Here is a 24254-nt window from a genome sequence, read left to right on the forward strand (position 1 = left end):
TCAATCTATCTAGCCATCAAGCTCAGAGTTGAACCTTCACACTATCGTGTCGGAGGTTCACTATGTTCAAAAACCTATTTTTTCAAACCAAAGCACTACCAGAGCTGTCATCTCAACTCGATGCGGAAATTCCACGCTACCCGCCATTCCTGAAGGGGTTGCCAGCTGCGTCCCCCGAGGATTTGCAGTCCACACAAGACGAGCTAATTGCCAAACTGCGCCAGGTACTTGGCTTTAACCTGCGTGACTTTCAAAGGCTGATTCAGCCCTGCATTGATCATCTGGCGTCCTATGTTCACTTGTTGCCAGCTTCTGAGCATCATCATCACAGTGGTGCTGGTGGTTTATTACGTCATTCGTTGGAAGTTGCTTTCTGGGCGGCACAAGCTGCTGAAGGGATCATCTTTGTTGCCAGTGGCACACCGGTTGAGAAAAAAGAGCTAGAGCCAAGGTGGCGTGTTGCAGCGGCTCTTGGCGGTTTGTTCCATGATATTGGTAAGCCAGTTTCAGACTTGTCCATCACAGACGAAGATGGACGCTATCAGTGGAACCCTTTTTTAGAAACCTTATCCCAGTGGACCACAAATAACAGCATTGAACGCTATTTCATTCGCTGGCGCGACGGACGGTGCAAGCGGCACGAGCAATTTTCAATTCTAGTGTTAAACCGGGTGATGACACCTGAGTTGCTCGCCTGGTTAACCCAGCCGGGTCCTGAAATTTTGCAAGCCATGCTGGAGGCAATTGGCAATACCGATCCCGAGCATGTCCTGTCTAAATTGGTTATTGAAGCTGACCAAACCAGTGTCCAGCGAGACCTGAAAGCTCAACGAATTTCCGTTGACGACAATGCCCTTGGTGTCCCAGTCGAACGCTATCTACTTGATGCCATGAGGCGATTACTTGCCAGTTCCCAGTGGCTGGTCAATCAGCGAGACGCCAGAGTCTGGTTACGAAAATCGAATCAATCAACCAATCTTTACCTGGCTTGGAAAAGCGCGGCTAAGGACATCATTGAGCTGTTGGCCAAAGACAAGATACCGGGCATCCCAAGAGATCCCGATACCCTTGCGGACATCCTTATTGAGCGAGGATTGGCCACTAAATCCGCCTCAAATGAGCGATACGAAAGCCTTGCCCCTGAAGTGCTGATCAAAGACGACAAGCCAATCTGGCTACCCATGCTGCATATATCTGAGGCCGATTTATTGTTCAGCTCGAATGTACCAAGTAGCGTGAGACTGTTTAGCAAATCTGAGTGGGAAGCAACACAGCAAACACAAGTAGAACCTCAGCGTCGTTCCAGTGAACATCCAGATTTGCCTGAAGCGTCATCATCAATCGAACACGGCAATTCGTCTGAGTCGCCATCGACAAACTCGTCCGAACAAGATGATGAACTTCGTCTTGCTAGTGATGTTAATAACCCCCAGGCAAATGAAAATGCTCCAGGTGATGGATGTGAAAAGCCTAACAACTCATATGATGGCGCTATCTCAAATAACGTAAATCAGCACGATGCAGAGGCATTGAATCTCCCTGAATCTTTGGCGTGGCTCCCAGAGGCCAGCAGTGTGTTGGTTATGGTTGGTGAACAGATACTGATCCACTATCCCGATGCCGTAAGACCTTGGTGTGCCCCCCGAAAACTGCTTGCTGAACTAAGTCGATTAGATTGGCTTGAACTAGATCCCGCAAACCCGACACGTAAGGCCAGAACTGTGACTACGAATGATGGCGTTCAGGAGCAAGGGTTACTGCTGAAAGTATCGATTTCTAAAGGGCTAATTGCACTGATTGACCTTTCCAAACAAGACGCAGAGTCAGTGGAACCAATTCAGAACGAAGAGGCTTCACAGCGTCCGAGTCGAACTGAGACAGCCAATGCCCAAGCAAAAGAGCCCGCCACAAGAGCGGAGCGTAAGCAAAAGCCGATTGCGCCCAATGCGAACTCAAGTACAGACCCCAAACACGCGCAGCGGCAACAGATGGTTAGTTTTGTGAAAGATTTGCCCATCTTACTGACCGATGGCGATTACCCAGACGTGGATCATAGTGCCGATGGTATTCGCGTCACGATTCAAACCTTACGCCAAGTCGCCAATGCACATGGCATTCCAGCCGGGCAGCTGCTTCGGGGGATCTCGGCCAGTGACCAATGCCAGTTTGATGAGGGGGAAACGGTTCTGTTTACCGCTCACGCTAAGCGTTAATCCATTTGAAATTAAGCGGATTGCAAACGGTTATTTTGCGGAGCATGAATGAAAGAAAACGCATACGAGATGCCCTGGCGCACGAACTATGAAACCATGGCAGCAGCAGGTTGGCTAGTTGGGGCAACTGGGGCAATTGCAGCAGAAATACTCACTGAGTTACCACCTGAGCCATTTTGGTGGATGACAGGGATTTCCTCGGGCATGGCGTTGTATCGCCTGCCTGAGGCTTACCGTCTTTATAAGTTGCAGAAGGGGCTAAAAGGCAAACCTTTGGCTTTTATGGAGCTTTCGCATTTACAAAAGGTGATGGCAAAACATCCTGATGAATTGTGGTTAGGTTATGGCTTTGAGTGGGACCAACGTCATGCTCAACGCGCTTATGAAATATTAAAGCGGGATAAGCAAACCTTGCTTAACCAAGGTCACGGCAAACAAATGGGTTCGACCTGGATTCATGGTGTTGAGCCCAAAGAAGAAGATGTGTACCAGCCAGTTGGTCACACTGAGGGGCACACCTTAATTGTCGGCACGACCGGTGCCGGGAAAACCCGATGCTTTGATGCGATGATCACTCAGGCCATTTTGCGTAATGAAGCCGTGATTATTATTGACCCTAAGGGAGACAAGGAACTTAAGGATAATGCACAGCGAGCCTGTATTGCCGCCGGTAGTCCTGAGCGCTTTGTGTATTTTCATCCGGGTTTTCCAGAGCATTCAGTACGTCTTAATCCCCTGAGAAACTTTAACCGGGGTACTGAAATTGCCAGCCGAATTGCGGCATTAATCCCCTCTGAAACCGGTGCTGATCCATTTAAAGCCTTTGGCCAAATGGCACTGAATAACATAGTGCAAGGTTTGTTGCTTACGTCACAACGTCCTGATCTGAAAACACTGAGGCGTTTTTTGGAAGGTGGCCCAGAAGGCTTGGTAGTAAAAGCCGTCACAGCCTGGGGGGAGCAGGTGTATCCCAATTTTAGTGTGGAGATCAAGCGCTTTACCGAAAAGGCCAATACCTTGGCTAAACAAGCCATGGCGATGCTGCTTTTCTACTACGAACGCATTCAGCCCGTTGCCGCCAATACTGATTTGGAGGGCCTTTTGAGTATGTTTGAGCATGACAGAACCCACTATTCAAAGATGGTGGCCTCATTGATGCCGGTGCTCAATATGCTCACCTCAAGTGAACTAGGTCCATTGCTATCACCGATTGCAAACGATGTGGATGACAGCCGGTTAATTACGGATTCTGGCCGTATTATCAACAATGCCCAAGTGGCGTATATCGGCTTGGATTCATTGACCGACGCCATGGTTGGCAGCGCCATTGGTTCGTTGCTTTTATCCGATCTCACCGCCGTGGCCGGTGACCGCTATAACTATGGTGTTGAAAATCGTCCCGTAAATATCTTCATCGATGAGGCTGCTGAAGTCGTCAACGATCCCTTCATTCAACTGCTCAACAAAGGCCGTGGCGCAAAAATGCGTTGTGTGATTGCTACTCAGACCTTTGCTGACTTTGCAGCTCGAACAGGCAGTGAAGCTAAGGCTCGCCAGGTGTTAGGTAACATCAACAACTTGATAGCCCTTCGGGTGATGGACGCCGAAACACAGCAGTACATTACCGACAATCTGCCTAAGACTCGGTTGCAGTACATCATGCAAACTCAAGGTATGTCGTCCAACTCGGACAGCCCCGCGTTGTTTACCGGCAATCATGGCGAACGCTTGATGGAGGAAGAAGGCGATATGTTTCCACCGCAGTTATTAGGCCAGCTTCCCAACCTGGAGTACATCGCCAAGCTTTCAGGTGGCCGCGTGATCAAAGGCCGCATTCCTATTTTAACCAGCTCTACACAGGCAGCATAAGGAGTCTGTATGCATCATTCTGTCTGTCTGAAAATGACAACACTTACCAGTAAAGAAATGCTCGCTCAGTGGCAGCAACATAACCCCCAGTTCAAGGAAACCTTAAGACTGCTTGAAACCGACTGGCCTCATGCTTTGGCCTCGGTGTATTGCTTGGCGGACTACTTAACGGATGCGTTCACGTTAGATGGCCATTCCATCTTTGATTTGTGTCTGTGTAATGGCTTGGGCAGTTATGAAGAAGTCAGTTGTGATGATGACAGTGTACGCCTGTGGCATTTCATTGAGGCACTGACCTGGACTGCCGCCAGTGCTTTAACGGGGATTCGCCTGCGTGATCCTGACCATTTCGAGTGGGCCGCCGTGGATGGTGTGTATTTCTACTCCTGGATTCGTAATCGTCCAAATCGAATGGGGTATCTGGCTGAAGGACGCATCGATGTGCGTTATGTCAGTGGCCATACGACGACAAAGCGGCTTCAACAAGTGATTAAAGCCCGGATTCTGACGCCAACCGTTGCAGCCATGCTGGCGCGAGTAGAAGAGGATGTTTGGCATGAGCAAGCATAAGTCGGTTTGGCTGCTGTGTCTGGCACTGATGCTGGAGATTATTGCCATTGGCGTGTTAGTGCCCGGTGATTGGACTGGCCGGGTTATTAATAAAGAGAAGCAGATGATTCAAAACCAATTGGGCGCACAAACAAGCTATTGGATTGGTCAAACTAGCCATGGCTGGTATCAGTCATGGATTGTGGATACACAGATGGAGCAATCTGTGCGTGATTTTCTAATCCCCACTGAAGAGCAACGACTGCGCTCTAAAGGGATGGAGAACATGGGAGGCTTTTGGTTTGTGTGGGTAGAAGACCGTATTCAGGCATTTTTTGATGTGTTGTACCAAGTGTTCACTCGATTTGCTTTGCTGATGGTCTGGTTGCCCTTTGCGCTTATTCTCATGTTACCGGCGCTGTGGGACGGCTTGATGACCTGGAAGATTAAGAAGACAACCTTTGATTTTTCGAGCCCTATCATTCACCGCTACAGCATGATTATCCTGGGCTCAGGTGTCATTTTGCTGTTTATGGGATTGTTCGCCCCGCTGGCCATTCCTCCTGTGGTGTTACCGTCGCTGATCATCGGTTTGGCATTGATGGCGGGGTTGGCGTTAAGTCACTTGCAGAAGAAGATTTAGTTTACATTTTAGTCTCGGGTTAACAAGCTGTAGGTAGGTTGACAAATTTTAAAATTAGCATATTATTGTCCATGGTATCTAATCCTATTGCTTTACTACCTGAGGTAACAAATTTGAACACACCGATGACACTAAACCCTAATTTTAAAGAAAGTCAGCTGATTGAAGTTGCTCAACTTTTAGCAGATGTTCGAGCAGATGTTGTAGATTTACACAACAGAGATTTGGGTGACACCAATAAATCATTGGGCATAAGGTCCTACGAGTGTTGTTGTACACATTTAGTAAGGAAGTCACTTGAAGTTGATTGGCTAAAGATACTGACCCCGAAAGGGAGGTTTACGTTTAGTATCGCTGACGTTCCAGTTCGTTTCTGGAAAGGTCAGCCTGACAAACTCCCATCAGGGAAACTGATACGTTCCCACGAAGCTATGATGCAAATGGAGTTATTTTCAACACAAGATAGTCCGTCAGAGATCATTTGGTTTTTTGTTCTGAGCACTGATCAAACTAAATGTGTAGATCGCGCCTTTTTCGTTGGTTATAGCGATGTTGGTGAAATTGTAGTCAACTGGGAAGTGCCAATGAATTCTAAGGTTACGTTAATAACAGATACTGATGAGAATGTTTCTCATGGTGTTGAACTTGAATCGGCTGTTTCTAAAATCAAAATTAAGAAAAAGTCGAAAAATGCAGTAAATCATGAATAACGAATTTTTTGGTGAAAAACTAAGACTGGCGAGATTGATGGCCGGAATTACTCAACAAGAACTTGGTGAGTTAGTTGCGGTCAGTCGTCAGTTTATACATCAGCTTGAAGCAGGTGTTAAACCACCTGCTGAAGACCTGCTTTTGGCATTGGCTGAAGTATTAAAAGTGAAAAGTGATTTCTTTTTTAAGAAACCACAAAATGATGTTAAGTATGAGCAATGCCACTTTCGCAAGCGCAAAACAACACCAGTTGGACTTGCAAATCGAGTTTTGGCTCTCGGCACCATTTTTGAACTATTAGTTGAGATTATTGAAGATCATCTTGAGTTGCCTGTTGCCAATTTTATTGATTTTGAAGAATCAGATCTGAGTGCGGAGGCTATCGAAAGAGCAGCGGAGCAATGTCGTATTAACTGGGGTCTGGGTTTGGATGCACCAGTTACAAACATGGTAAGAGTACTGGAGAATAATGGCGCTGTAATCACTTGCTTTGATGGTGTTTCAGATAAAGTTGATGCGTTATCAATGAATCGAAAAAGACCCATCATAGTAAGAAATAATGCGAAGGAAAGCTGCTGTAGAATGCGCTTTGATTTGGCGCATGAATGTGGCCATTTGGTTTTGCATCAAGGTGTAGAAACTGGGTGTGCTAAAACAGAAAGAGAAGCTGATGCTTTTGCAAGTGCGTTTCTTTTTCCACGTAAGGCTTTTCTGAAAGAGTTTCCTCAATGTGTGGGACCTGTTCGAATCAGGTGGGAGAAAATCTTTGCATTGAAACTTAGATGGCGTGTTAGTGCGAGAGCAATAATTTATCGAGCTAATTATCTTGGGTTAATTTCGTCGCAACAGTACAGAACCGCCAATGTTTATTTGAATAAATCGGGTCAATCGAAAACAGAAGACTTAGATGATCAAATACCAATGGAACAGCCAGAGCTTTTATCAGCTGCAATAGATCAGCTCAACGAGCATTTGGGTATTTCGATTTTTGATATTGCAAACGATTTAGGTGTTTCAGAGCAGATAGTTGCTCAGTTAACCAGTTACGATTTGACTAAGCAAATCAATAAGTCAAATGTCAGAAATATCAATTTCTAAGACAACCACCTCCCTAAAACAGATGAACTAGCGCTCGGTAGTTCAAAACCTTCAAGAATTCGATATCTACCTGACCACAGCCCTGAGTTATTTCGGGGCATTCTTCACTTCTCAATTCAAACAACGAGGAGTGACTATGGAACCTGTGAGTATTCCATCCTATATCGATGACCCGCCGCACTTCCTGCTTTGGAGTGCCGATGAGATGGCTCCCATTCTGTTGGGGCTAGTGATCGGCATTTTTACCGGTAATGCCTTGGTTTTATGCCTGTTGGGGTTGGTGACAACCAAGCTCTATCGGCGTTTTCGTGATGGTCGCCCAGATGGTTTTATTCTTCACGCCATCTACTGGGCTGGACTGTTGCCAACCAAAGCCAAGACGATCCCTAACCCATTTATCAGGAGCTATCTGCCGTGAAGTTCGACGTGTTTTTAAAATCATGGCAAGGCACGCAATTAGAGAACCGATGGCAACGGTTTCTGATTGCAGTGCTGGTGCTATCTAACTTGCTGCTTGCGGTTGCGGCATTTTCTCGCAATACCGTAGTGGCCATTCAACCACCAACCTTGTCTGAAACGGCTGAAGTGTCACGAAACCAAGCCACTCAACCTTACCTTGAATCCTGGGGACTCTACCTGGCTGAGCTTATGGGCAACGTGACGCCGGGTAATGTGTCTTTCATCCGGGTTGCCATTGAGCCGCTACTTTCTCCAGCAGTGTACCAGCAAGTGGTCGATGCACTGGAGATTCAGGCAAGACAAATCCGCGAAGACCGGGTCACGCTCAAATTCCAACCAAGACAAGTGGAGTATGAGTATGAAACCGGCCATGTCTTTGTGACCGGTTATTCCTTGGTTTCTGGACCATCTGGAGATGAACAGCGCCAAACTCGCACCTATGAGTTTGACATCGATATTGAGCAATACCGTCCAAAACTTAACTGGATGGATACGTATGAGGGGCAAGCTAGAACGAAGCGAGTTCGTGAAAAGTTGACCCAAGAGCATAACCGGAGGGTGAATGATGCGAACCAAAATTAGTCGATGGTTGACACCAAGCTTAATCGCAATGAGCTTAAGTGGCGTCCTGTTATCTCAAGCGTCGTATGCAGACGTGGAATTGCCAATTGTGCCAGCCAGTGTGATGATGCAGTCTGCTACTGCAAATCCACCGGTTCTAAGCAATACGGGTTCAACGGATGCACCAACAACACTACTGATGACACCGGGGGTTAATGAACTGATCCCTGTAGCACTTGGGCATCTGAACCGGATTGTGACGCCGTTTGAATCGCCTCAGGTGAGAACAACCAGTGATGCTCAGACGCAAATCAAGGGGAATGTTGTATATGTGGCCACGGACAAAGAATCACCGGTTTCACTTTACATCACTCCGCCTAGTCAGGAAGCGCCCGCATTATCAGTCACCTTAGTACCTCGTCGTATTCCACCGCGTGAAATCACCTTAGCTATTGATGGCCAGCAGTGGCCTATTAAGGGCGTCGTGAACCGAAAAGCCGCCACTTGGGAAACGGCTCAGCCATACGTCGATAGCTTACGTGATTTACTCAGACGCCTTGCACTAAATGAGTTACCACAAGGCTATGACATCCGTTTGGCCTCTCTGGGTGATACAAGCCCGAAATGTTTTCAGCCGGGCATAAAGTTTGGTTTTAAGCAGGGGCAAATTGTGACGGGACATTACTTCACAGCCTATGTAGGACTGGTTGAAAGCTTTGCCGATGAGCCGATAGAAGCCAGTGAAATAGCCTGTCATGCACCAGATATAGTGGCAAGCGCCTACTGGCCTCGCAATATCTTGTTGCCGGGTGAAAAGACTGAGTTGTATGTGGTTGTTCGCAATCATCGTGAAGAACCAGTGGAAAGTCAGCGACCTTCGCTTCTTGTGGGAGGTAAGTAACGATGAAAGCACAATGGGAACAAATGAGCCCGAACATGAAGCGGGCTCTATCGGTTGCTGGTATTGCTGGTGGTCTCATCCTTATGGTGATGGTGTTTTCACCTAATCCTGACGATGGCTCAAGCAGTCGGAACCGGCAGGAAACGATCCGGCACATTCTTACGGATACCAATACTCGTGATGTTGGGGTCGATAGTTTGGCTGCGAACGTAAAACTACTCAGTGAACGCAATGAACAGTTACGTCGTGAAGTTGAGCGCTTGCGTCGTGACGTCGATTCAGGACGGCTAAGCCCAGGTTCGCCTTCTATACCAAGTGAGGTCAATGCGGAGCTGGCCCGCCTTAGAGCGGAACTTGATGATGTTCGCGCAGGAGGTGATGCAGCAGTTGAAGGCACAAATAGCCGTTTTGAAGTGCCTTTATCTGCCATGGAATTACCCAAAGACGAAAAGCCTCTGCCGTCTAACCCAGACGACTATTTTGCCAATGCGCCGCTGCCTGATCCGCTCTATCAGCAGCCAGCCAATGGCCAAGGTACACGAGCACGAGATGTTCCATTGCCGCCAATCACGATTCGTATGATTGAGCCTGAAGTGGTTGCTGAACCAGATGTTGTTGTGCAAGAAGCGCCGCCTTTGTATCTACCGGCGGGCAGCATCATCTCAGGTACTTTGATCACCGGTTTGGATGCACCTACTCACGAGTCCGCAAGACGCGAGCCTTTTCCTGCATTGCTGAAGATTCAAAAGGAAGCCATTTTACCCAACCGATTTAGAGCGGATATCAAAGAGTGTTTCTTGATCGCCGCAGGTTACGGTGATTTGAGCTCTGAGCGTGCTTATTTGCGAGGCGAGACCATTTCATGTGTGAGAGAAGATGGTGGCGTCATTGAAACGCGACTGGATTCTTATGCCGTGGGTGAAGACGGCAAAGCCGGTATTCGTGGCCGATTAGTGTCGAAACAAGGCCAGCTGGTGGCCAAATCGATGATGGCCGGATTCCTTCAGGGCTTGGCTGGCGCATTTGATGTGAATCCTGTACCAACGATTCAGACGGGTAATGCCGGTGATACTCAGCTGTACCAGCAAGTCATGAGCCAAGAAGCATTACAAGGCGCTGCGATTAAAGGCACAGGTAAAGCATTGGATCGAGTGGCCAAGTTCTATTTGGACATGGCTGAAAATATGTTCCCAGTCATAGAGGTAGACGCTGCAAGGAAAATTGAAGTCATAGTCACTCGTGGGGCCTCGTTGTCATTGGCCACTTCACAAGGGGTAGGTGCAAGAAGATGAAAAAATCCTGCATGTTGCTAACCGATCGAAGTCCGCTTCAGACAATAAGATGTGTATCCAGAGGAGAGTTAACCATGACGACATCAATGCAGAACAACCTAAAGCACCAGTCAAAACAGTGGTCTAAAGCTGGATTACTTTTATTGGCAGTCGGCTCAACCTTATTGTCTGGCTGTAGTTCATTGGGTCTTGGGAGTAGTGAATATGGATGCCCAGGTATGCCTGACGGTGTGCGCTGTTTATCCGCTCGTGAAGTCTATGAGCTTACCAGTAATGGCGCTGCACCCAAGACGATTGATGCTGTGGCGACTCGAATTGGTTCTCCCTCTGGGTATTCACAATCTGATTTAGAGACAGGACTGCTGAGCCATCCAGCATTACCTGAGACGCAGCAATCTGCACCTATTCGCATTCCTTCCAGGGTGATGCGAATTTGGATTGCGCCTTGGGAGGATGACCGTGGAGATCTGAATTTATCCAGCTACGTGTTTACCGAAATTGAACCGCGCCGGTGGGATATTGGGGTGTCAGCACCTCGAACGGTTTCGCCAGTGCTACGTCCACTTCAGACTCAAAGCGATTCTGCCTCAGCGGGAGCTGATGGTAAGCGCGATAACTTGAGTATCTACGGAGAAACTAACGAATGACAAATGCAGTTCGCACCATTCAAACTCAGCGCCTAATGACCATTGGTGCGCTTGGTTTAATGGCGTTAATGATTTCGGAGCCCTCATTTGCGGGCACCGGTGGTGATGCTTTCACTGATGTGTGGGATACCCTAAAAGATTGGACCCAAGGTACTTTGGGACGGATCGTAGCTGGAGCCATGGTTCTGGTGGGTATTGTGGGCGGTATCGCTCGCCAAAGCTTGATGGCCTTTGCCTTGGGCATTGGTGGCGGTATGGGTCTCTACAACACACCAACAGTCGTTGAAAGTGTTATGTCTGCAACTTTACCTGTCGTTGCCAGCACTCAAGAAGTCATTGGCACAACAGTTCCAGCAATCAGCGCCGTTTTACTGGGCACCTGAATGTGAGCCACAGTAGGCAGTTCACTTAAGGCAATCAAACTTAGGTCTACACAACATCGGGTTATTGGTGATGTTGTGTAGACCTTTTCATTTCAACAACGCCGCATTAGCGGGTTTGGTTTACAATATTTGGCATATTAATACCTAAAGTGTTAAAATCACTGTCACAATAAACTATATGGTTTATACTGTTCGTGATATTCATACTTTGGGTGTTAAAATGTCATCTAAGATAAACTGGCTTGTTGCTCATACTTCTCCTGGTGCGCTAGTACTTCAGCAATGGCTGACTGAAAACGGTGTGAGCTATTCCTTGGCTCAAAAGTACGCGCAGAACGGTTGGCTAAAGAAGCTGTGTTCTGGCGTGTATTATCGTCCAGATGCGCAGGGCGATAGAAAGCCAACTTGGGTTGATGCCATTCAAGCATTAGATGTGCAATTGGGCGTTTCAGTTCATTTGGCTGGATTGAGCAGCTTAACTCACCAAGGACTGAGTCACTATTTACAGCTGAACAAAGAGCAAGTTTGGATTTGCGTTAAAAATAAGTCGTCCTTACCAAAATGGTTTCGTGAATTCCCTTATCAGAATTGGTTTTACTGTGGAAACCATAAGCTTGAAGTGAGTCCCGAGAAAGATTTGAAAAGGATCACGGTTAAAGAGAAAGAGCTCACTGTCAGCTGTGCAGAACTTGCTGCCTATGAAGTGGTAGACGCGATTGGGAAGCTGATTTCATTTGAGCATGTCGCAGAATTATTTCAGGGTTTAGTCAATCTTAGCCCTAGAAAAGTACAAGATATTCTTGAACGAAGCAGCTCTGTTCAGGCAAACCGAATATTTCTATTTCTGGGTCGATACTACGATCACCAGTGGGTCAATCGCATAGATGAAACAAGAATTGAATTGGGTGCAGGAAAGCGGCAGGTTGTCGAAAAGGGACGTTTTGATGAGCGATATCAAATCACAGTGCCAGAGATATTAAGCGTCAAAAAAGGTGAACAACATAATGGATAAAGATAGCCCATATTACAAACAGGTTTCCTTGCTCATAAGAATGCTTCCTGTGGTAGCAACAGAGACGGTTTTTGCACTTAAAGGTGGCACCGCCATTAATTTATTTGTGAGAGATTTTCCTCGGTTATCTGTAGATATTGATCTTGCTTATCTTCCACTTGAACCAAGAGATGAGGCTTTGATTAATGTCAGGGCTGCATTGCAGCGCATTACAGACAGAATCAATACTCAACCAGATATCAGAGCGGCATTTCAGGATAATAAAGCTGATGAACTGAGAATAGTTGTATCAAGTCCGGTTGCGACGATCAAAATTGAAGTGTCGCCCGTCGCCAGAGGTACATTGCATAGTGCAGAAGTAATGCCAGTTCAAGAGTCTGTTGAAGACGAGTTTGGTTATGCTGAGATTCAGGTAGTCAGTCTTCCCGATCTGTATGGTGGGAAATTGTGTGCTGCAATGGATCGCCAACATCCTCGCGACTTATTCGATGTGCGTATGTTACTGGGCAGTGAAGGGATTTCGAGAGAGATTTTGGTGGGTTTTTTAACCTATACATTAAGTCACCCTCGGCCTATTAATGAAGTCATGTCGCCAAACTGGCAGCCTCTGAATGAGAAATTTCAGGCAGAATTTGACGGAATGACTTTTGAAAAAGTTGAATGCGAAGACTTAGCCTCTGTTAGGCCCATGATGTTAATTGAACTGCAAAAACATTTCACAGAAAGGGATCATGCTTTCCTTATGTCATTCAAAAGAGGGCAACCTGACTGGGCATTTTTTGACTATCCTAATGCAGCAGACTTGCCAGCGATTCGTTGGAAGTTGCAGAACATAAACAAATTGGCAAAGAATCAAGCAAAACATCAAGAGCAATTAGATAAATTGAAGCAAGTACTTGATGATTGGCTTGTTAACGCAAACGCTGAGTAATTCGTTTATAACAAACCTCAACGAGCTATAAGACCCCTAGTTAGTTTGCGATTTCTTCAATCTATCTAACCGAGTCCACATAGGTGTAAAAAACGGGCTCAGCTAAACCGGTTGGCTAGTAACGGCGCTTCTGTCATCGCTAGTAGGCGATAAAAGTGTTATGTCTGCAACCTTACCTGCTATTGCCAGTACTCAAGAAGTTATTGGCACAACCGTTCCAGCAATCAGCGACGTTTTACTGGACACCTGATAACAATAAAAAACCCCAAGCGGCCAGATATCTGACGGCTTGGGCGTCATCCTACCCCGTACCCGTTTATCATGACGGCGTTTCAGTTATAAGTAGCCAAAGTAAAGTTGTTTGGGTTCTTTTCATTGTCTTGGCTTCATGAGAGTTATGTGATGTACAAAATGGTACTTATGGGTTATAAATTTACCCAGAGGGTGTGAAAAATACCTTACTATAAAAACCTTTATTTGTTCGATGGTGCGCAATTAATAAGGCCTTTAAATCGAAGGTTGTTGGCACGATGCTTGATATTTAGGATGAACAACTTATTCGATCAAAGGACGAAACATGGCGTTATTAAGATACGCAAACTTAGGAATTCACAGGCCAGACATCCTGCTTAGTAAAGCAGTGAGTGGTCTTGGTGACTTTTATAAGTATTTAGACACCACTCGAAAATACCTAGAAAGTACGAAGGCTGTTAAAGCGATAGCTTGGGAAAAGCTGGACGATGCTCAAAGTGGAGTATGGATACAATTAGTTGAGCCTGCCGATAACTGCGGTGATTTCGAAAAGAACTTAAAGCTCTTTTTAGATGAAAGTACCGACACGGTATACGAAGCAAGCCCCGCTAGATGGAAAGCCGTGGGTAGTGCCGCTAGAGAATGCCCAAATTGTAGAAGTCACGGTAAACCTAAAATGGCTTATGCAACTGAGGAGCACGCGGACGAAATTGCGAGTGAATTAGGCAATGGGCTGTCGTCGTATGAGTGTCCAGACGGTTATGGTTGGCATTTGACTGGGAAATCACAAAGCAATGTTGGATTCAATAAATCCAACGCAATTTCAGTCCTAGACAGAAATGTAGAGAATGACAGCTTGTTATTGGATCGTTTACCTGACCACGACTATTTGGTTATTCGTCCAAACACATACCAGTTAAAGTGTCAGATTAATGCATTACAAAGCTTACAAGACACCCCTTCTATTCACCATCTTCCGCTATTGAGGCTGTTTGAAGGCAAGGATCATGCTAAATGGCCGAATGTTCCTTATGATGAGCACTTATTTAACGATGACTACTACGTTCTTACCGATGGAGCAAGAGAGGGAACATCTCAGCAGCGTGAGTTTGTAAATATTGCACTCAATACACCAGACTTTGCCTTCCTTGAAGGCCCCCCAGGATCTGGCAAAACTACAGCCATTTGCGAACTGATTCTTCAATTAATAAAGCGAGGTAAGCGGATCTTACTTTGTGCATCAACACACGTTGCTGTTGACAATGTTCTTGAGCGAATGATGTCTGAAGAAAATATTTATCGCGACATGGTGTTACCTGTACGGATTGGAGATAAATCAAGCGTTTCTCAAAAGGCAAAGCCATGGCAATTGGAAGAGTTTGTTAAAACTGAACGCACAAGATTGCTAAAACATCTTCAGCAACAACCGCACATTTCAGTTAGTCAGAAGTTACTTAAAAGTAAGGTCGGTGAAGGTAAACATATTGTTGAGCGTCTTGTTCTTGAAGCGGCGAATTTAGTTTGCGGGACAACTATTGGTTTGCTTCAGCACCCTGATATCAAAAATAAACAATCAACATCGCCAATCTTCGATGTGATGATTATTGATGAAGCATCAAAAACAACTTTTCAAGAGTTTTTGGTGCCAGCGGTACTTGCCAAGCGTTGGATCATGGTGGGAGACCCAAAACAGCTTTCACCTTATGTTGATGATGAAGCTACCGAAGTAAATTTGCAGCCATGTTTACAGGATAGTTATCAGCGAGAAGCATGCGCAGATATTTTCTCTGCTCGACAAATCAATATTCAGAAACGAGAAGTATCCTTGGTTTGCACTGACGATGAAAAGACAATTGAATTTTATCATCAGCAAGCAAAGGCCAAAAATGTATTGGTCGCATCATCTAAAGGTCCGAAGACAGATCTCCCTTACGCATCAGTAGTCCTTGGTTCGTCAGCGTTCATCGCTCAGAATGCTAATCACCTTCCCCTGGATATGACGACCATAAGGGGGCTGCCTGCGTTACCGAAAAAGTTAGAAATGCGACTTTCAGCGCATTCGAGATTAACTCGTACAAAAATCAAGACCGAGTCCGATAGCTGGGAATCCCAGTTAGCGTGGCGACTGGCTCGTATGTACGAACAGCGCCTAAATACAGAATCTAACGGAAGTTCTAAAACTGTTAATAAGTTAGAGGAAGATATCAAAGCGCTACTACCATTTGACTCAGAAAAAGATACGTTCACTGCAATAGACAGGGTACGTAGGATCGCACTGCCTTCTATCCTTGAATCACTGCAAGTTGGATTTGAACGAACAGAGTATCAGAAACAAGGCACCGCTCTGTCTGATGGACTTCCAGCCAGTGTTTTGGAACAACGACAAATACGGCTTAGTTACCAGCACAGAATGCATCCAGACATTGCCGAGTTTTCCCGAGTACATATATACCATGAAAAAGCACTGCAAAGTCCTGATGGCCAAGCTGAAAAGCGGGACTGGGGATACCGAAGCGGCTCACATCGTTGTATATGGCACGATGTTAAAGGTCGAAAAGGCAAAGAAGGTGAAATCACCGCTGAAGTAGAAGAAATATTAAAAGAATTAAGTCGCTTTGATTCTTGGGCAAAATCAAACCCAAATGTTGAGAAAAACCAACAAAAGCCTTGGGAAGTTGCTGTTTTGGCATTCTATCGGGCTCAAGAGCGAGCTATACGTCGAGCTTTACGAAAGTGGACGGGAAATCATCACGGAGTAAGGCATTTCTATCGAGGTGAAAAATCCTCACCGTATATTGATATTCAGATATGTACCGTAGACCGTTTTCAGGGGCATGAGGCTGATTTTGTCATGCTTAGTTTCGCAAATAACCATCCCACGAGTTTTCTTGAAAGCCCAAATCGCTTGAATGTGGCAATTACGAGGGCCAAGCATCAGCTCATTGTGTACGGAAACCGCCCTGCAATGCAAAAGGCATCGGGTGTGTTAGGTACTTTTGCCAGCAATTCTTACTGGTCTACAACAATCGAGACTGAATCACAGGAGGCACTATGAGCCAGGACATCATACTAAAACGAGAAATTAAGACTGAAAGTTGGCTCATACAGGGTGAAATCGCGCTGGCAGATAGCCGTCCAGAAATTAACTGCGTGCTGCAATTCCTTCAAGATTATCCGAATGCGAGTTCTGCTGAGTGCTCCGAGCATTTATTTGGGGACAAAATCGGACGTCGTGTCGTTGCTGATAGGTTACTAAACATATGTCGATTATATGGGCTTGCTGAGTCTAATCGAGACCAATACAGGCTCACTGAATCAGGACTGATTGCTCTTGAGAAAGATCAAATCCTAGTGCCAGAAGATGGGTGTTGGAGCCTTTGCGTTTGTCATGAGCCTTTGTTGCCTCATCCACTTCTTGCTATTGAAGCGCACACAGAGCCTAGTGCAGCGTCGATCGGACTTGGAAAAAACAGAAATGAGCTAAATGAAAGAGCAAAGCGACTCGTTGAGGTTTCTCAACTAGTCAAAGACGTTCATGGACTGAAGGTTGAACCAATAGGTGGAGGTTCGGAAGTACGCGTTGACAAAATTGAACTCAAAGGTGAGCGCATCTCACCTCAAGGAAAACCGTATTACATCGAGTGGAATGTGACTGATGGCAATGTCGATGTGAAGCGCGGAAAGGATCTTATATTTTCACGTCGGGTTGAACCAATCAGTCGTCAGCAAGTTTTGAAAGTACTTCTGCATAGTGAGGGCTTGCTTGAACAATGGGATGAGCAAACGGAAATCTTGTCAGTGGTTTTCGAAAATATTACTGAATCTGAGCGAATCAATATGAAGCGCTCGGTAAGTGTAAAAAGACCATCTGTTCACAAGTTGGGCTCGTTTGATGCGATGAAGTTACACAATATTTCTATATCAGCATTGACTGAATTGGATGCTAAAAAGTGGGCTGAATGGAGATTAGAGAAAAATATCAATATGTATGCCACTAATAGCAAGTACCAAGTTTGGAGAGAAAAAGCACTCGAACCTTTTAAAAGTTGGAATTTCACACTACCTGATAGGGCTGAGTTGGCAAATCAGTTTTGGACTGAAGAAGACCAGCAAAATCAGCATACCTGGCATGTCATTGCAGCCCATGATTGGAACCTATAAGGAATAATAGTGATGAATCTAATTGAAAAGTTTACTAAGACTGAAACTAAGATTGTTGATCAATCAAATACCAAGTTGCCCCCTGTGCTTTTGCCTGTTTTACCTAAACAGGTATCTGATCCGCAACCTATTAATAGCTCTTTGTTCTGCAATGAGCTGCAATCAAGAGTTGTCGAATTAATCGATAATGCTGAGCACTCGGTTATTCTTAGTACGTTTTTACTTGCTGATGAGAATGTCGAATCTGCTGTCCTAAAAGCTGCAAAGCGCAAAGTTCGTGTGTACATACTATTGGCATGTGAGACTCGTCTTGATGGCGATGTGCCTGACGATGACTTTGGTAAGAAGTGTCTTGTGCAGCATAAGGAAATGTTAAACAAATTGTCTGGACATGTTCACTTTGCATCTGCGCCGCATTTCCACGCAAAAGCCGTTGTTATAGACGCATTACATGAAACTGGTAATGCTAAAGGGTTGCTTTTAACGGCAAACCTTACAGAAGAAGCACTTTTACGAAATGAAGAGCTGGGGGTCGCGCTTTCACGCCATCAAATAGCTGAGATCGTGAATGTGTTCCGTTGGGCAATCTTCGAGAGTGCGCAGCACCATATGACAAGCCGTGGTGAATTCTCAGCATATAAGTCGCCGGGCAATGTCAGATATCCAAGGGAATTAGCTGAAATACTGGTCACATCGAGTGAAGACGCTCGAATTAGGGAACACGCATTAGCGTTGATAAATCAAGCGGAAAATGAACTCATCATATCGAGTTTTGGATGGCAAGAGGACCATCAGCTTGTAAAAGCAATATGTGAACGTGCGAAGTCGGGGCTAAAAGTCACCATTCTATCTCGCCAAAGACCCGCAGCCATGCCAGCGTTGTTGGCTATGAAACAGGCTGGTGCATCGGTGATGTGTTTTAAATGGCTACATGCCAAAGCGATTGTAGTAGATGGAATGCATGGCATGGTGATGTCGGCCAATTTTCAAGCGCATGGTATGGATCAAGGCTTTGAGTTAGGCGTAAAACTCACCGGTACTCAGGTAAAAGAGCTGATGAACTGCTTAGATATGTTTTTAACTAATAGCCACAATGAATTGAGCATCGACATGAGTCTAGGGATGATTTCTGGTGGTTTTGAAGCTTGGGAAAATAATACATTCAAGAGGTACTCAGTCAGCGAAGTAGACATTGTTGAGTTATCACCTATAAAAGCAGATTGTTTGTCTGATATGGATAAGCACCCAAAAATACCCAATGCAAACTGGCGGGAAAAAACATCGCACAAGATTGAGTATAAATGGCGTATAGAGCCGCCAGTTATCACTAACGCCAGTCCAGAGTATTTCAAACCTTTAACGGCTAAGGATGAAACTTCTAAGAAGCAGGATTCAGGATCGCCTAGAGAGAGTTATGAGCCAAAGGTTGTTCGACTGACAAAAAAACAGTTAGCTATTACAGTTCGTCAAGAATACGAACTTGCCATGGCAAAAAGGCTGAAGCAAAGTGAATTGCCAAACGCCCGAATTGTATTGGAGGCGTAACTTTGGATAACAAAAACACACTGCTTTGTTGGCACTCAAAAAGAGCTGGGGTTGAGGTATTAGACGAAGCGTTAAAGCGGCTTAAGAATCGTAAAGTTTATGTTGGCAAAGTAATTGTTCTTACTCAGTCAGCTGGGGATAACAGTCTGTACAAAGAGCATGAATTTGGCGATATACAGATTACCTTTCGAACTGTAGCTATCGAGAACCCAGCTGATCACAACGAAATTTATCACGCAATAGAGTCTGAGATTATTCCAGAGCTAAAGCTTGAACAGAATCTTCATATCAATGTATCGCCGGGAACTCCGGCGATGCATGCGGTTTGGTTGATTCTTCATGCTCGGGGGCATTTTCCACGCGAAACAATCCTCTGGTCATCACAATATAACCCCGATACCAAAAGAACCAGCATTGCCAAAGTTGATTTCAGTGTAAATACGTATTTGGCAGAGATCTCTGCTATTTCAAGTTCAGAGGGCGGTTACGCCCTTTACGATTTAGACCCTAAATCAAAAGCAAGGCAGGATGCATTACAAACGTTAAAGCAGTTCTCTTGTGTTCCCAAAGCTCCGTTACTTGTACTGGGTGAACGTGGTACAGGGAAAACGAGGCTAATTGAAACCGTTGTCGGTAAGGTAAAGCAAAAGCAGGTTGTTACGCTTGCATGTGGAGGACTAGATTCTCAAGTGGTTGATAGTATGTTGTTTGGCCACGTAAAAGGTGCCTTCACTGGGGCGGAAAAGGATCGCAATGGACTTTTGAAAGAAGCAAATGGAAAAGTTTTGTTTTTGGATGAGATTCAAGATTTACCAACTTCGGTTCAGCGAAAGCTGGTTCGAGTGCTTCAAGATAACCATCACAGTTTTCGCCCTGTTGGAAGTGACACTGAGGAAGCATCTGACTTCGAGCTAGTTTGTGCGAGTAATAAATCACTTGAGCAATTGGCAACGATACTCGATGCTGATTTCTTTGATCGTGTATCCATGCTCACAATAACAATACCTCCACTTCGTGCATGCAGAGAAGATATTCTGTCGGATTGGCAAAGAATCTGGCAGGAAGTTAATGTTAACCCCAATCTGCCTGCGGAAGCTCCGGTGTCAAATGAATTAATCCAGTTTTTTAACTCGGCATATTTACCAGGTAACTTACGTGACCTAAAAAAACTGGCATACATGTCTTGTGCGTTTTTGAGCTCTCAAACTACAGAGTCGGCAATCTCTAGCTCATTAGCTGCGTTGGGCGAGCCTGTTATCCAGGAAGATAGTCCTGACACAAGGTTTGCATTTGGTGATTTATCCAAGACAACTAAGGATGAGTTAACGAAAGCGTTTCATAAGGAATTTGCAACAGCTGCCAAAAAGCAATTCGGTACATGGGTTAAAGCCGCGGAAGCATTGAAGGTGGATCAAAAAACTTTGCAAAAGTATATGAGAGACAATTGAGTTATTTTAGTGTGTGATTGTTTTCATTAAGATTTGGTGTTGGTGCTGCTTAGCAAGACGACAAATTCTTCAATCTATCTAACCGAGTCCACATAGGACAACTGCATAGACTGGAGCCTCGATTTACATTAACGAGGACTCCTCATGCGAAAACTATCTCCAATTATTCTGGCGCTTGCGCTGTCTCCATTGGTTCAAGCTGAACCTGTGTCTGAAGTGTCGCCCGTTGGCAAAATTGACGGCATGGTTTCTTTACCTGTCACGGGTATGAAAGCGGTCGAAAGCAATGGCCGTATTGTTTTCATGTCAGACAGTGGCCGGTTCGTCATTGATGGCACGCTCTATGATGCCTGGTCGAAAAAGCCGCTTACCAGCCTTGAAGAAATTCGTGAATCGGGTAACACGCTGGACTTAAGTCGCCTTGGCTTAAAAATGGATGATTTGAACCCACTGACTTTAGGCGAAGGCAAAAAGAAAGTGGTGGTCTTTGTTGACCCACGATGCCCGCACTGCCATGAGCTTTTGAAACAAGCTTTACCGCTAACCAAAGAATACACCTTCCAAATACTCCCTGTGCCAGTGCTTGGTCCTGATTCAGAGCGTCAGGTTCGACAGCTTGGCTGTGCGCGTGACAAGAAAGCGGCCACCGATGCATTGCTCAATGGCCTGATTGGTAACCTAGAACAGGATGATGCCTGCAACTTAGAGCCAATGCAGCGTACCTTGGTGACGGCTCAAATCCTGGGCATTCAAGGCGTGCCTTTCATCGTCGCCAATGATGGTCGCATCAGCCGAGGCCGTCCTTATGATCTTTCTGCTTGGTTGGAGGGGCGTTAATGAAAGCCTCTCTGTATTCAGGGCAACGCGCTTCTGAGCTGTTGCCAGTATTGGCCTATTCCGACGATGAGCAACTGTTTTTCATGGAAGACCAGAGTGTTGGCTTTGGTTTTCTATGTGACCCATTGCCGGGTGGTGATGAGTCTGTTGCAGACAGGGTTAATGTTCTACTTAACAACGACTGGCCAAAAGACACTTTGCTGCAATTTGGCCTGTACGCCTCGCCTGATATTCAAACCGACCTTCAGCGCATGATGGGCTTGCGGCATCGTCAATCCGATCCATTGCTCAGGGCGTCGATACGCAAACGTGCGGATTTCCTCGATGGCGGCACGGTTCAACCGATAGAAGAATCGACCCAGACTCAGGTACGCAACTTTCAACTGATCGTCACCTGCAAATTGCCTCTGGAAAGTCCTATACCGACGGAGCGTGAGTTGAGTCGAGCATCCGCGCTTCGGGCTTCTTTCTCGCAAGCGCTGGCAACGGTTGGTTTTCGCGTTACTGAGATGACTGACCGAAACTGGCTCGCGGCATTAAGTTCGCAGCTTAACTGGGGAAAAGATGCTTCCTGGCGTAATCCATCACCAATCCGCAGTGAGGCAGATAAGCCACTTCGAGAGCAAGTGTTGGATTATGACCGGGCTATCAAAGTGGATAGTCAAGGTCTGATGCTGGGTGATTACCGAGTTAAAACCTTATCGTTTAAGCGCTTGCCTGAGCGGATCTGGTTTGGTCATGCCGCAAGTTTTGCGGGCGATATGATGACGGGCAGTCGCGGTTTACGCGGCAGCTTTTTGCTAAATGTCACCATTGACTTTCCCTCAGCTGAGGCGATGCGATCTCGTTTAGAGACGAAGCGTCAATGGGCGGTCAATCAGGCCTATGGCCCGATGCTCAAGTTTGTGCCGGTGCTTGCAGCCAAGAAAAAGGGGTTTGATGTTCTTTTTGAAGCTTTGCAAGAAGGTGATCGTCCTATTCGGGCAAATATGACCTTAACGCTGTTTTCACCAACGGAAGAGGCGTCCATCAGCTCTGTTTCAAATGCTCGAACTTACTTTAAAGAACTCGGATTTGAGCTGATGGAAGACAAGTACTTCTGTTTGCCCATTTTCCTGAATGCCTTGCCATTTGGTGCTGACCGACAGGCGATGAACGACTTGTTTCGATTCAAGACTATGGCGACACGGCATGTGATCCCTCTGTTGCCTTTGTTTGCGGATTGGAAAGGCACGGGTACGCCAGTGATTAACTTTGTTTCCCGTAATGGCCAGATCATGAGTGTATCCCTTTATGACTCGGGCAGTAATTACAACTGTTGCATAGCGGCGCAATCGGGATCGGGCAAGTCTTTCCTGGTGAACGAAATCATCTCTTCCTACTTATCAGAAGGCGGGCAATGCTGGGTGATTGATGTTGGCCGCTCTTATGAAAAGCTGTGTGAAGTCTATGACGGTGAGTTCTTACAGTTCGGGCGGGACAGTGGCATTTGCTTAAATCCGTTTGAAATTGTTGAGGACTATGACGAAGAAGCGGATGTACTGGTTGGGTTATTGGCCGCAATGGCCGCACCTACGCAGTCATTAACCGATTTTCAGATGGCCAACCTAAAGCGTCAGACCCGTGAACTGTGGGAGAAAAAAGGTCGTGCCATGTTGGTTGATGATGTGGCAGAGGCCTTGAAAAATCACGAAGACCGACGTGTGCAAGACGTGGGTGAGCAGCTCTATCCGTTTACGACACAGGGCGAATATGGCCGTTTCTTTAATGGTCACAACAATATTCGCTTCAAAAACCGTTTCACCGTTCTGGAGTTGGAAGAGCTCAAGGGGCGTAAGCATCTACAACAAGTAGTGTTGCTTCAGCTTATCTACCAAATCCAACAGGAGATGTACTTAGGTGAGCGGGATCGTCGCAAGATTGTGTTTATTGACGAAGCCTGGGATCTGCTGACTCAAGGTGATGTCGGTAAGTTCATCGAGACGGGTTACCGTCGATTTCGAAAATATGGTGGCAGTGCTGTAACGGTAACGCAATCGGTCAACGATTTGTATGACAGCCCTACAGGTAAAGCCATCGCTGAAAACTCGGCCAATATGTACCTGCTTGGCCAAAAAGCTGAAACCATCAACGCACTCAAAAAAGAAGGTCGCTTGCCACTAGGTGAAGGCGGCTATGAATACCTGAAAACGGTTCATACCGTCACTGGTGTCTATTCCGAAATTTTCTTTATTACCGAGATGGGCACCGGGATTGGCCGCCTCATCGTCGATCCGTTTCACAAGCTGTTGTACTCGTCCCGTGCAGAAGATGTAAACGCGATTAAGCAGTTAACGCGCAAAGGCCTTTCTGTTGCTGATGCCATTTCCGAGCTGTTAAAGGAGCGAGGCTATGAATAAGTTCACGCTTTGGCCATTTATGGCCTCTATTACTTTGTCTGTTGCTGGTAGCGGTTTAATGACCAGCTGGCTCTTAATGAAAACACTCGAACCCATCCACAGCCAGTTGGCGTTAAGTACGCCCATTGCAGTCGTGGATTTTGGGGAGGCGGTGTTGTCACTGGGCCCCAATGCCAGCGAACAAGACATCGAATCCAGGTTGCTTCAGACCAATCAGCAAATTGAAAAGCTAAAAGCAGCCGGTTTTATCGTGCTGGATGCCCAAGCGGTGGTGGGTGCTGATGATTCCATATTTGTGCCAGTTGGCTCAAAGGAGGTGTCTCATGCAGATACTCCGTAAAAG

The 24254-nt window shown here is 46.0% G+C and carries 21 protein-coding genes; all 21 read left to right on the top strand.

Features of this window, described 5'->3' with window-relative positions:
- The first annotated feature begins 62 nt into the window (after window positions 1–62).
- The 21 genes from mobH to OCU49_RS03640 all read left to right on the top strand — a co-directional run bounded on the left by mobH (window position 63) and on the right by OCU49_RS03640 (window position 24251).
- Window positions 63–2213 (top strand): MobH family relaxase, encoded by a 2151-nt coding sequence (gene mobH / locus OCU49_RS03540; RefSeq protein ID WP_261843648.1) that lies wholly within the window; start codon window positions 63–65, stop codon window positions 2211–2213.
- Between the two features lie 48 nt (window positions 2214–2261).
- Window positions 2262–4082 (top strand): conjugative transfer system coupling protein TraD, encoded by a 1821-nt coding sequence (gene traD, locus OCU49_RS03545; protein WP_261843649.1) that lies wholly within the window; start codon window positions 2262–2264, stop codon window positions 4080–4082.
- Between the two features lie 9 nt (window positions 4083–4091).
- On the top strand, window positions 4092–4652 hold the full coding sequence (locus tag OCU49_RS03550; protein WP_261843650.1) for a conjugative transfer protein: 561 nt from the start codon (window positions 4092–4094) through the stop codon (window positions 4650–4652).
- On the top strand, window positions 4639–5274 hold the full coding sequence (locus OCU49_RS03555) for an IncC plasmid conjugative DNA transfer DtrJ family protein (RefSeq protein WP_025611033.1): 636 nt from the start codon (window positions 4639–4641) through the stop codon (window positions 5272–5274). The genes OCU49_RS03550 and OCU49_RS03555 overlap by 14 nt, the downstream gene beginning before the upstream one ends.
- 113 nt (window positions 5275–5387) lie before the next feature.
- Window positions 5388–5984, top strand: coding sequence for a hypothetical protein (locus OCU49_RS03560; RefSeq protein ID WP_129980172.1), 597 nt, complete (start codon window positions 5388–5390; stop codon window positions 5982–5984).
- On the top strand, window positions 5977–7083 hold the full coding sequence (locus OCU49_RS03565; protein WP_031500457.1) for a helix-turn-helix domain-containing protein: 1107 nt from the start codon (window positions 5977–5979) through the stop codon (window positions 7081–7083). The genes OCU49_RS03560 and OCU49_RS03565 overlap by 8 nt, the downstream gene beginning before the upstream one ends.
- Window positions 7084–7219: 136 nt before the next feature.
- Window positions 7220–7501 (top strand): type IV conjugative transfer system protein TraL, encoded by a 282-nt coding sequence (traL, locus tag OCU49_RS03570; protein ID WP_000433891.1) that lies wholly within the window; start codon window positions 7220–7222, stop codon window positions 7499–7501.
- On the top strand, window positions 7498–8124 hold the full coding sequence (locus tag OCU49_RS03575) for a TraE/TraK family type IV conjugative transfer system protein (RefSeq protein WP_261843651.1): 627 nt from the start codon (window positions 7498–7500) through the stop codon (window positions 8122–8124). The genes traL and OCU49_RS03575 overlap by 4 nt, the downstream gene beginning before the upstream one ends.
- Window positions 8105–9004, top strand: a complete 900-nt coding sequence (locus tag OCU49_RS03580; RefSeq protein WP_376787888.1) for a type-F conjugative transfer system secretin TraK — start codon at window positions 8105–8107, stop codon at window positions 9002–9004. The genes OCU49_RS03575 and OCU49_RS03580 overlap by 20 nt, the downstream gene beginning before the upstream one ends.
- A 197-nt stretch (window positions 9005–9201) precedes the next feature.
- Window positions 9202–10296, top strand: coding sequence for a TraB/VirB10 family protein (locus tag OCU49_RS03585; protein WP_446680418.1), 1095 nt, complete (start codon window positions 9202–9204; stop codon window positions 10294–10296).
- A gap of 74 nt (window positions 10297–10370) precedes the next feature.
- Window positions 10371–10943, top strand: a complete 573-nt coding sequence (traV, locus tag OCU49_RS03590; protein WP_191600114.1) for a type IV conjugative transfer system lipoprotein TraV — start codon at window positions 10371–10373, stop codon at window positions 10941–10943.
- Window positions 10940–11326, top strand: coding sequence for a TraA family conjugative transfer protein (gene traA / locus OCU49_RS03595; RefSeq protein WP_000180225.1), 387 nt, complete (start codon window positions 10940–10942; stop codon window positions 11324–11326). The genes traV and traA overlap by 4 nt, the downstream gene beginning before the upstream one ends.
- Window positions 11327–11546: 220 nt before the next feature.
- The gene (locus tag OCU49_RS03600) at window positions 11547–12338 is read left to right on the top strand and encodes a type IV toxin-antitoxin system AbiEi family antitoxin (protein WP_261843653.1); all 792 of its coding nucleotides are present in this window, start codon (window positions 11547–11549) and stop codon (window positions 12336–12338) included.
- Complete coding sequence (locus OCU49_RS03605) at window positions 12331–13269, top strand: nucleotidyl transferase AbiEii/AbiGii toxin family protein (protein ID WP_261843654.1); 939 nt, start codon at window positions 12331–12333, stop codon at window positions 13267–13269. The genes OCU49_RS03600 and OCU49_RS03605 overlap by 8 nt, the downstream gene beginning before the upstream one ends.
- Window positions 13270–13846: 577 nt before the next feature.
- Window positions 13847–16576 carry a DEAD/DEAH box helicase family protein gene (locus tag OCU49_RS03610; protein WP_001901413.1) on the top strand — a complete coding sequence of 910 codons (2730 nt, stop codon included), beginning with the start codon at window positions 13847–13849 and terminating at the stop codon, window positions 16574–16576.
- On the top strand, window positions 16573–17682 hold the full coding sequence (locus tag OCU49_RS03615; protein WP_000076135.1) for a hypothetical protein: 1110 nt from the start codon (window positions 16573–16575) through the stop codon (window positions 17680–17682). Before OCU49_RS03610 ends, OCU49_RS03615 begins: the two co-directional genes overlap by 4 nt.
- A 12-nt stretch (window positions 17683–17694) precedes the next feature.
- Window positions 17695–19227, top strand: a complete 1533-nt coding sequence (locus tag OCU49_RS03620) for a phospholipase D-like domain-containing protein (protein WP_001048895.1) — start codon at window positions 17695–17697, stop codon at window positions 19225–19227.
- A 2-nt stretch (window positions 19228–19229) separates the two neighbouring features.
- Complete coding sequence (locus OCU49_RS03625) at window positions 19230–20675, top strand: sigma-54-dependent transcriptional regulator (protein ID WP_000369162.1); 1446 nt, start codon at window positions 19230–19232, stop codon at window positions 20673–20675.
- Window positions 20676–20819: 144 nt separating this feature from the next.
- On the top strand, window positions 20820–21512 hold the full coding sequence (locus OCU49_RS03630; protein WP_261843655.1) for a DsbC family protein: 693 nt from the start codon (window positions 20820–20822) through the stop codon (window positions 21510–21512).
- Entirely contained in the window at window positions 21512–23911 is a 2400-nt protein-coding gene (traC, locus tag OCU49_RS03635) for a type IV secretion system protein TraC (RefSeq protein ID WP_261843656.1), read from the top strand. Before OCU49_RS03630 ends, traC begins: the two co-directional genes overlap by 1 nt.
- Window positions 23904–24251: a hypothetical protein gene (locus OCU49_RS03640; protein ID WP_055464771.1), complete on the top strand. Its 348-nt coding sequence runs from the start codon at window positions 23904–23906 to the stop codon at window positions 24249–24251. The genes traC and OCU49_RS03640 overlap by 8 nt, the downstream gene beginning before the upstream one ends.
- Window positions 24252–24254 lie beyond the last annotated feature (3 nt).

This window comes from Aliamphritea ceti, from assembly GCF_024347215.1.
In the GTDB taxonomy this organism is placed as follows: Bacteria; Pseudomonadota; Gammaproteobacteria; order Pseudomonadales; family Balneatricaceae; genus Amphritea; species Amphritea ceti.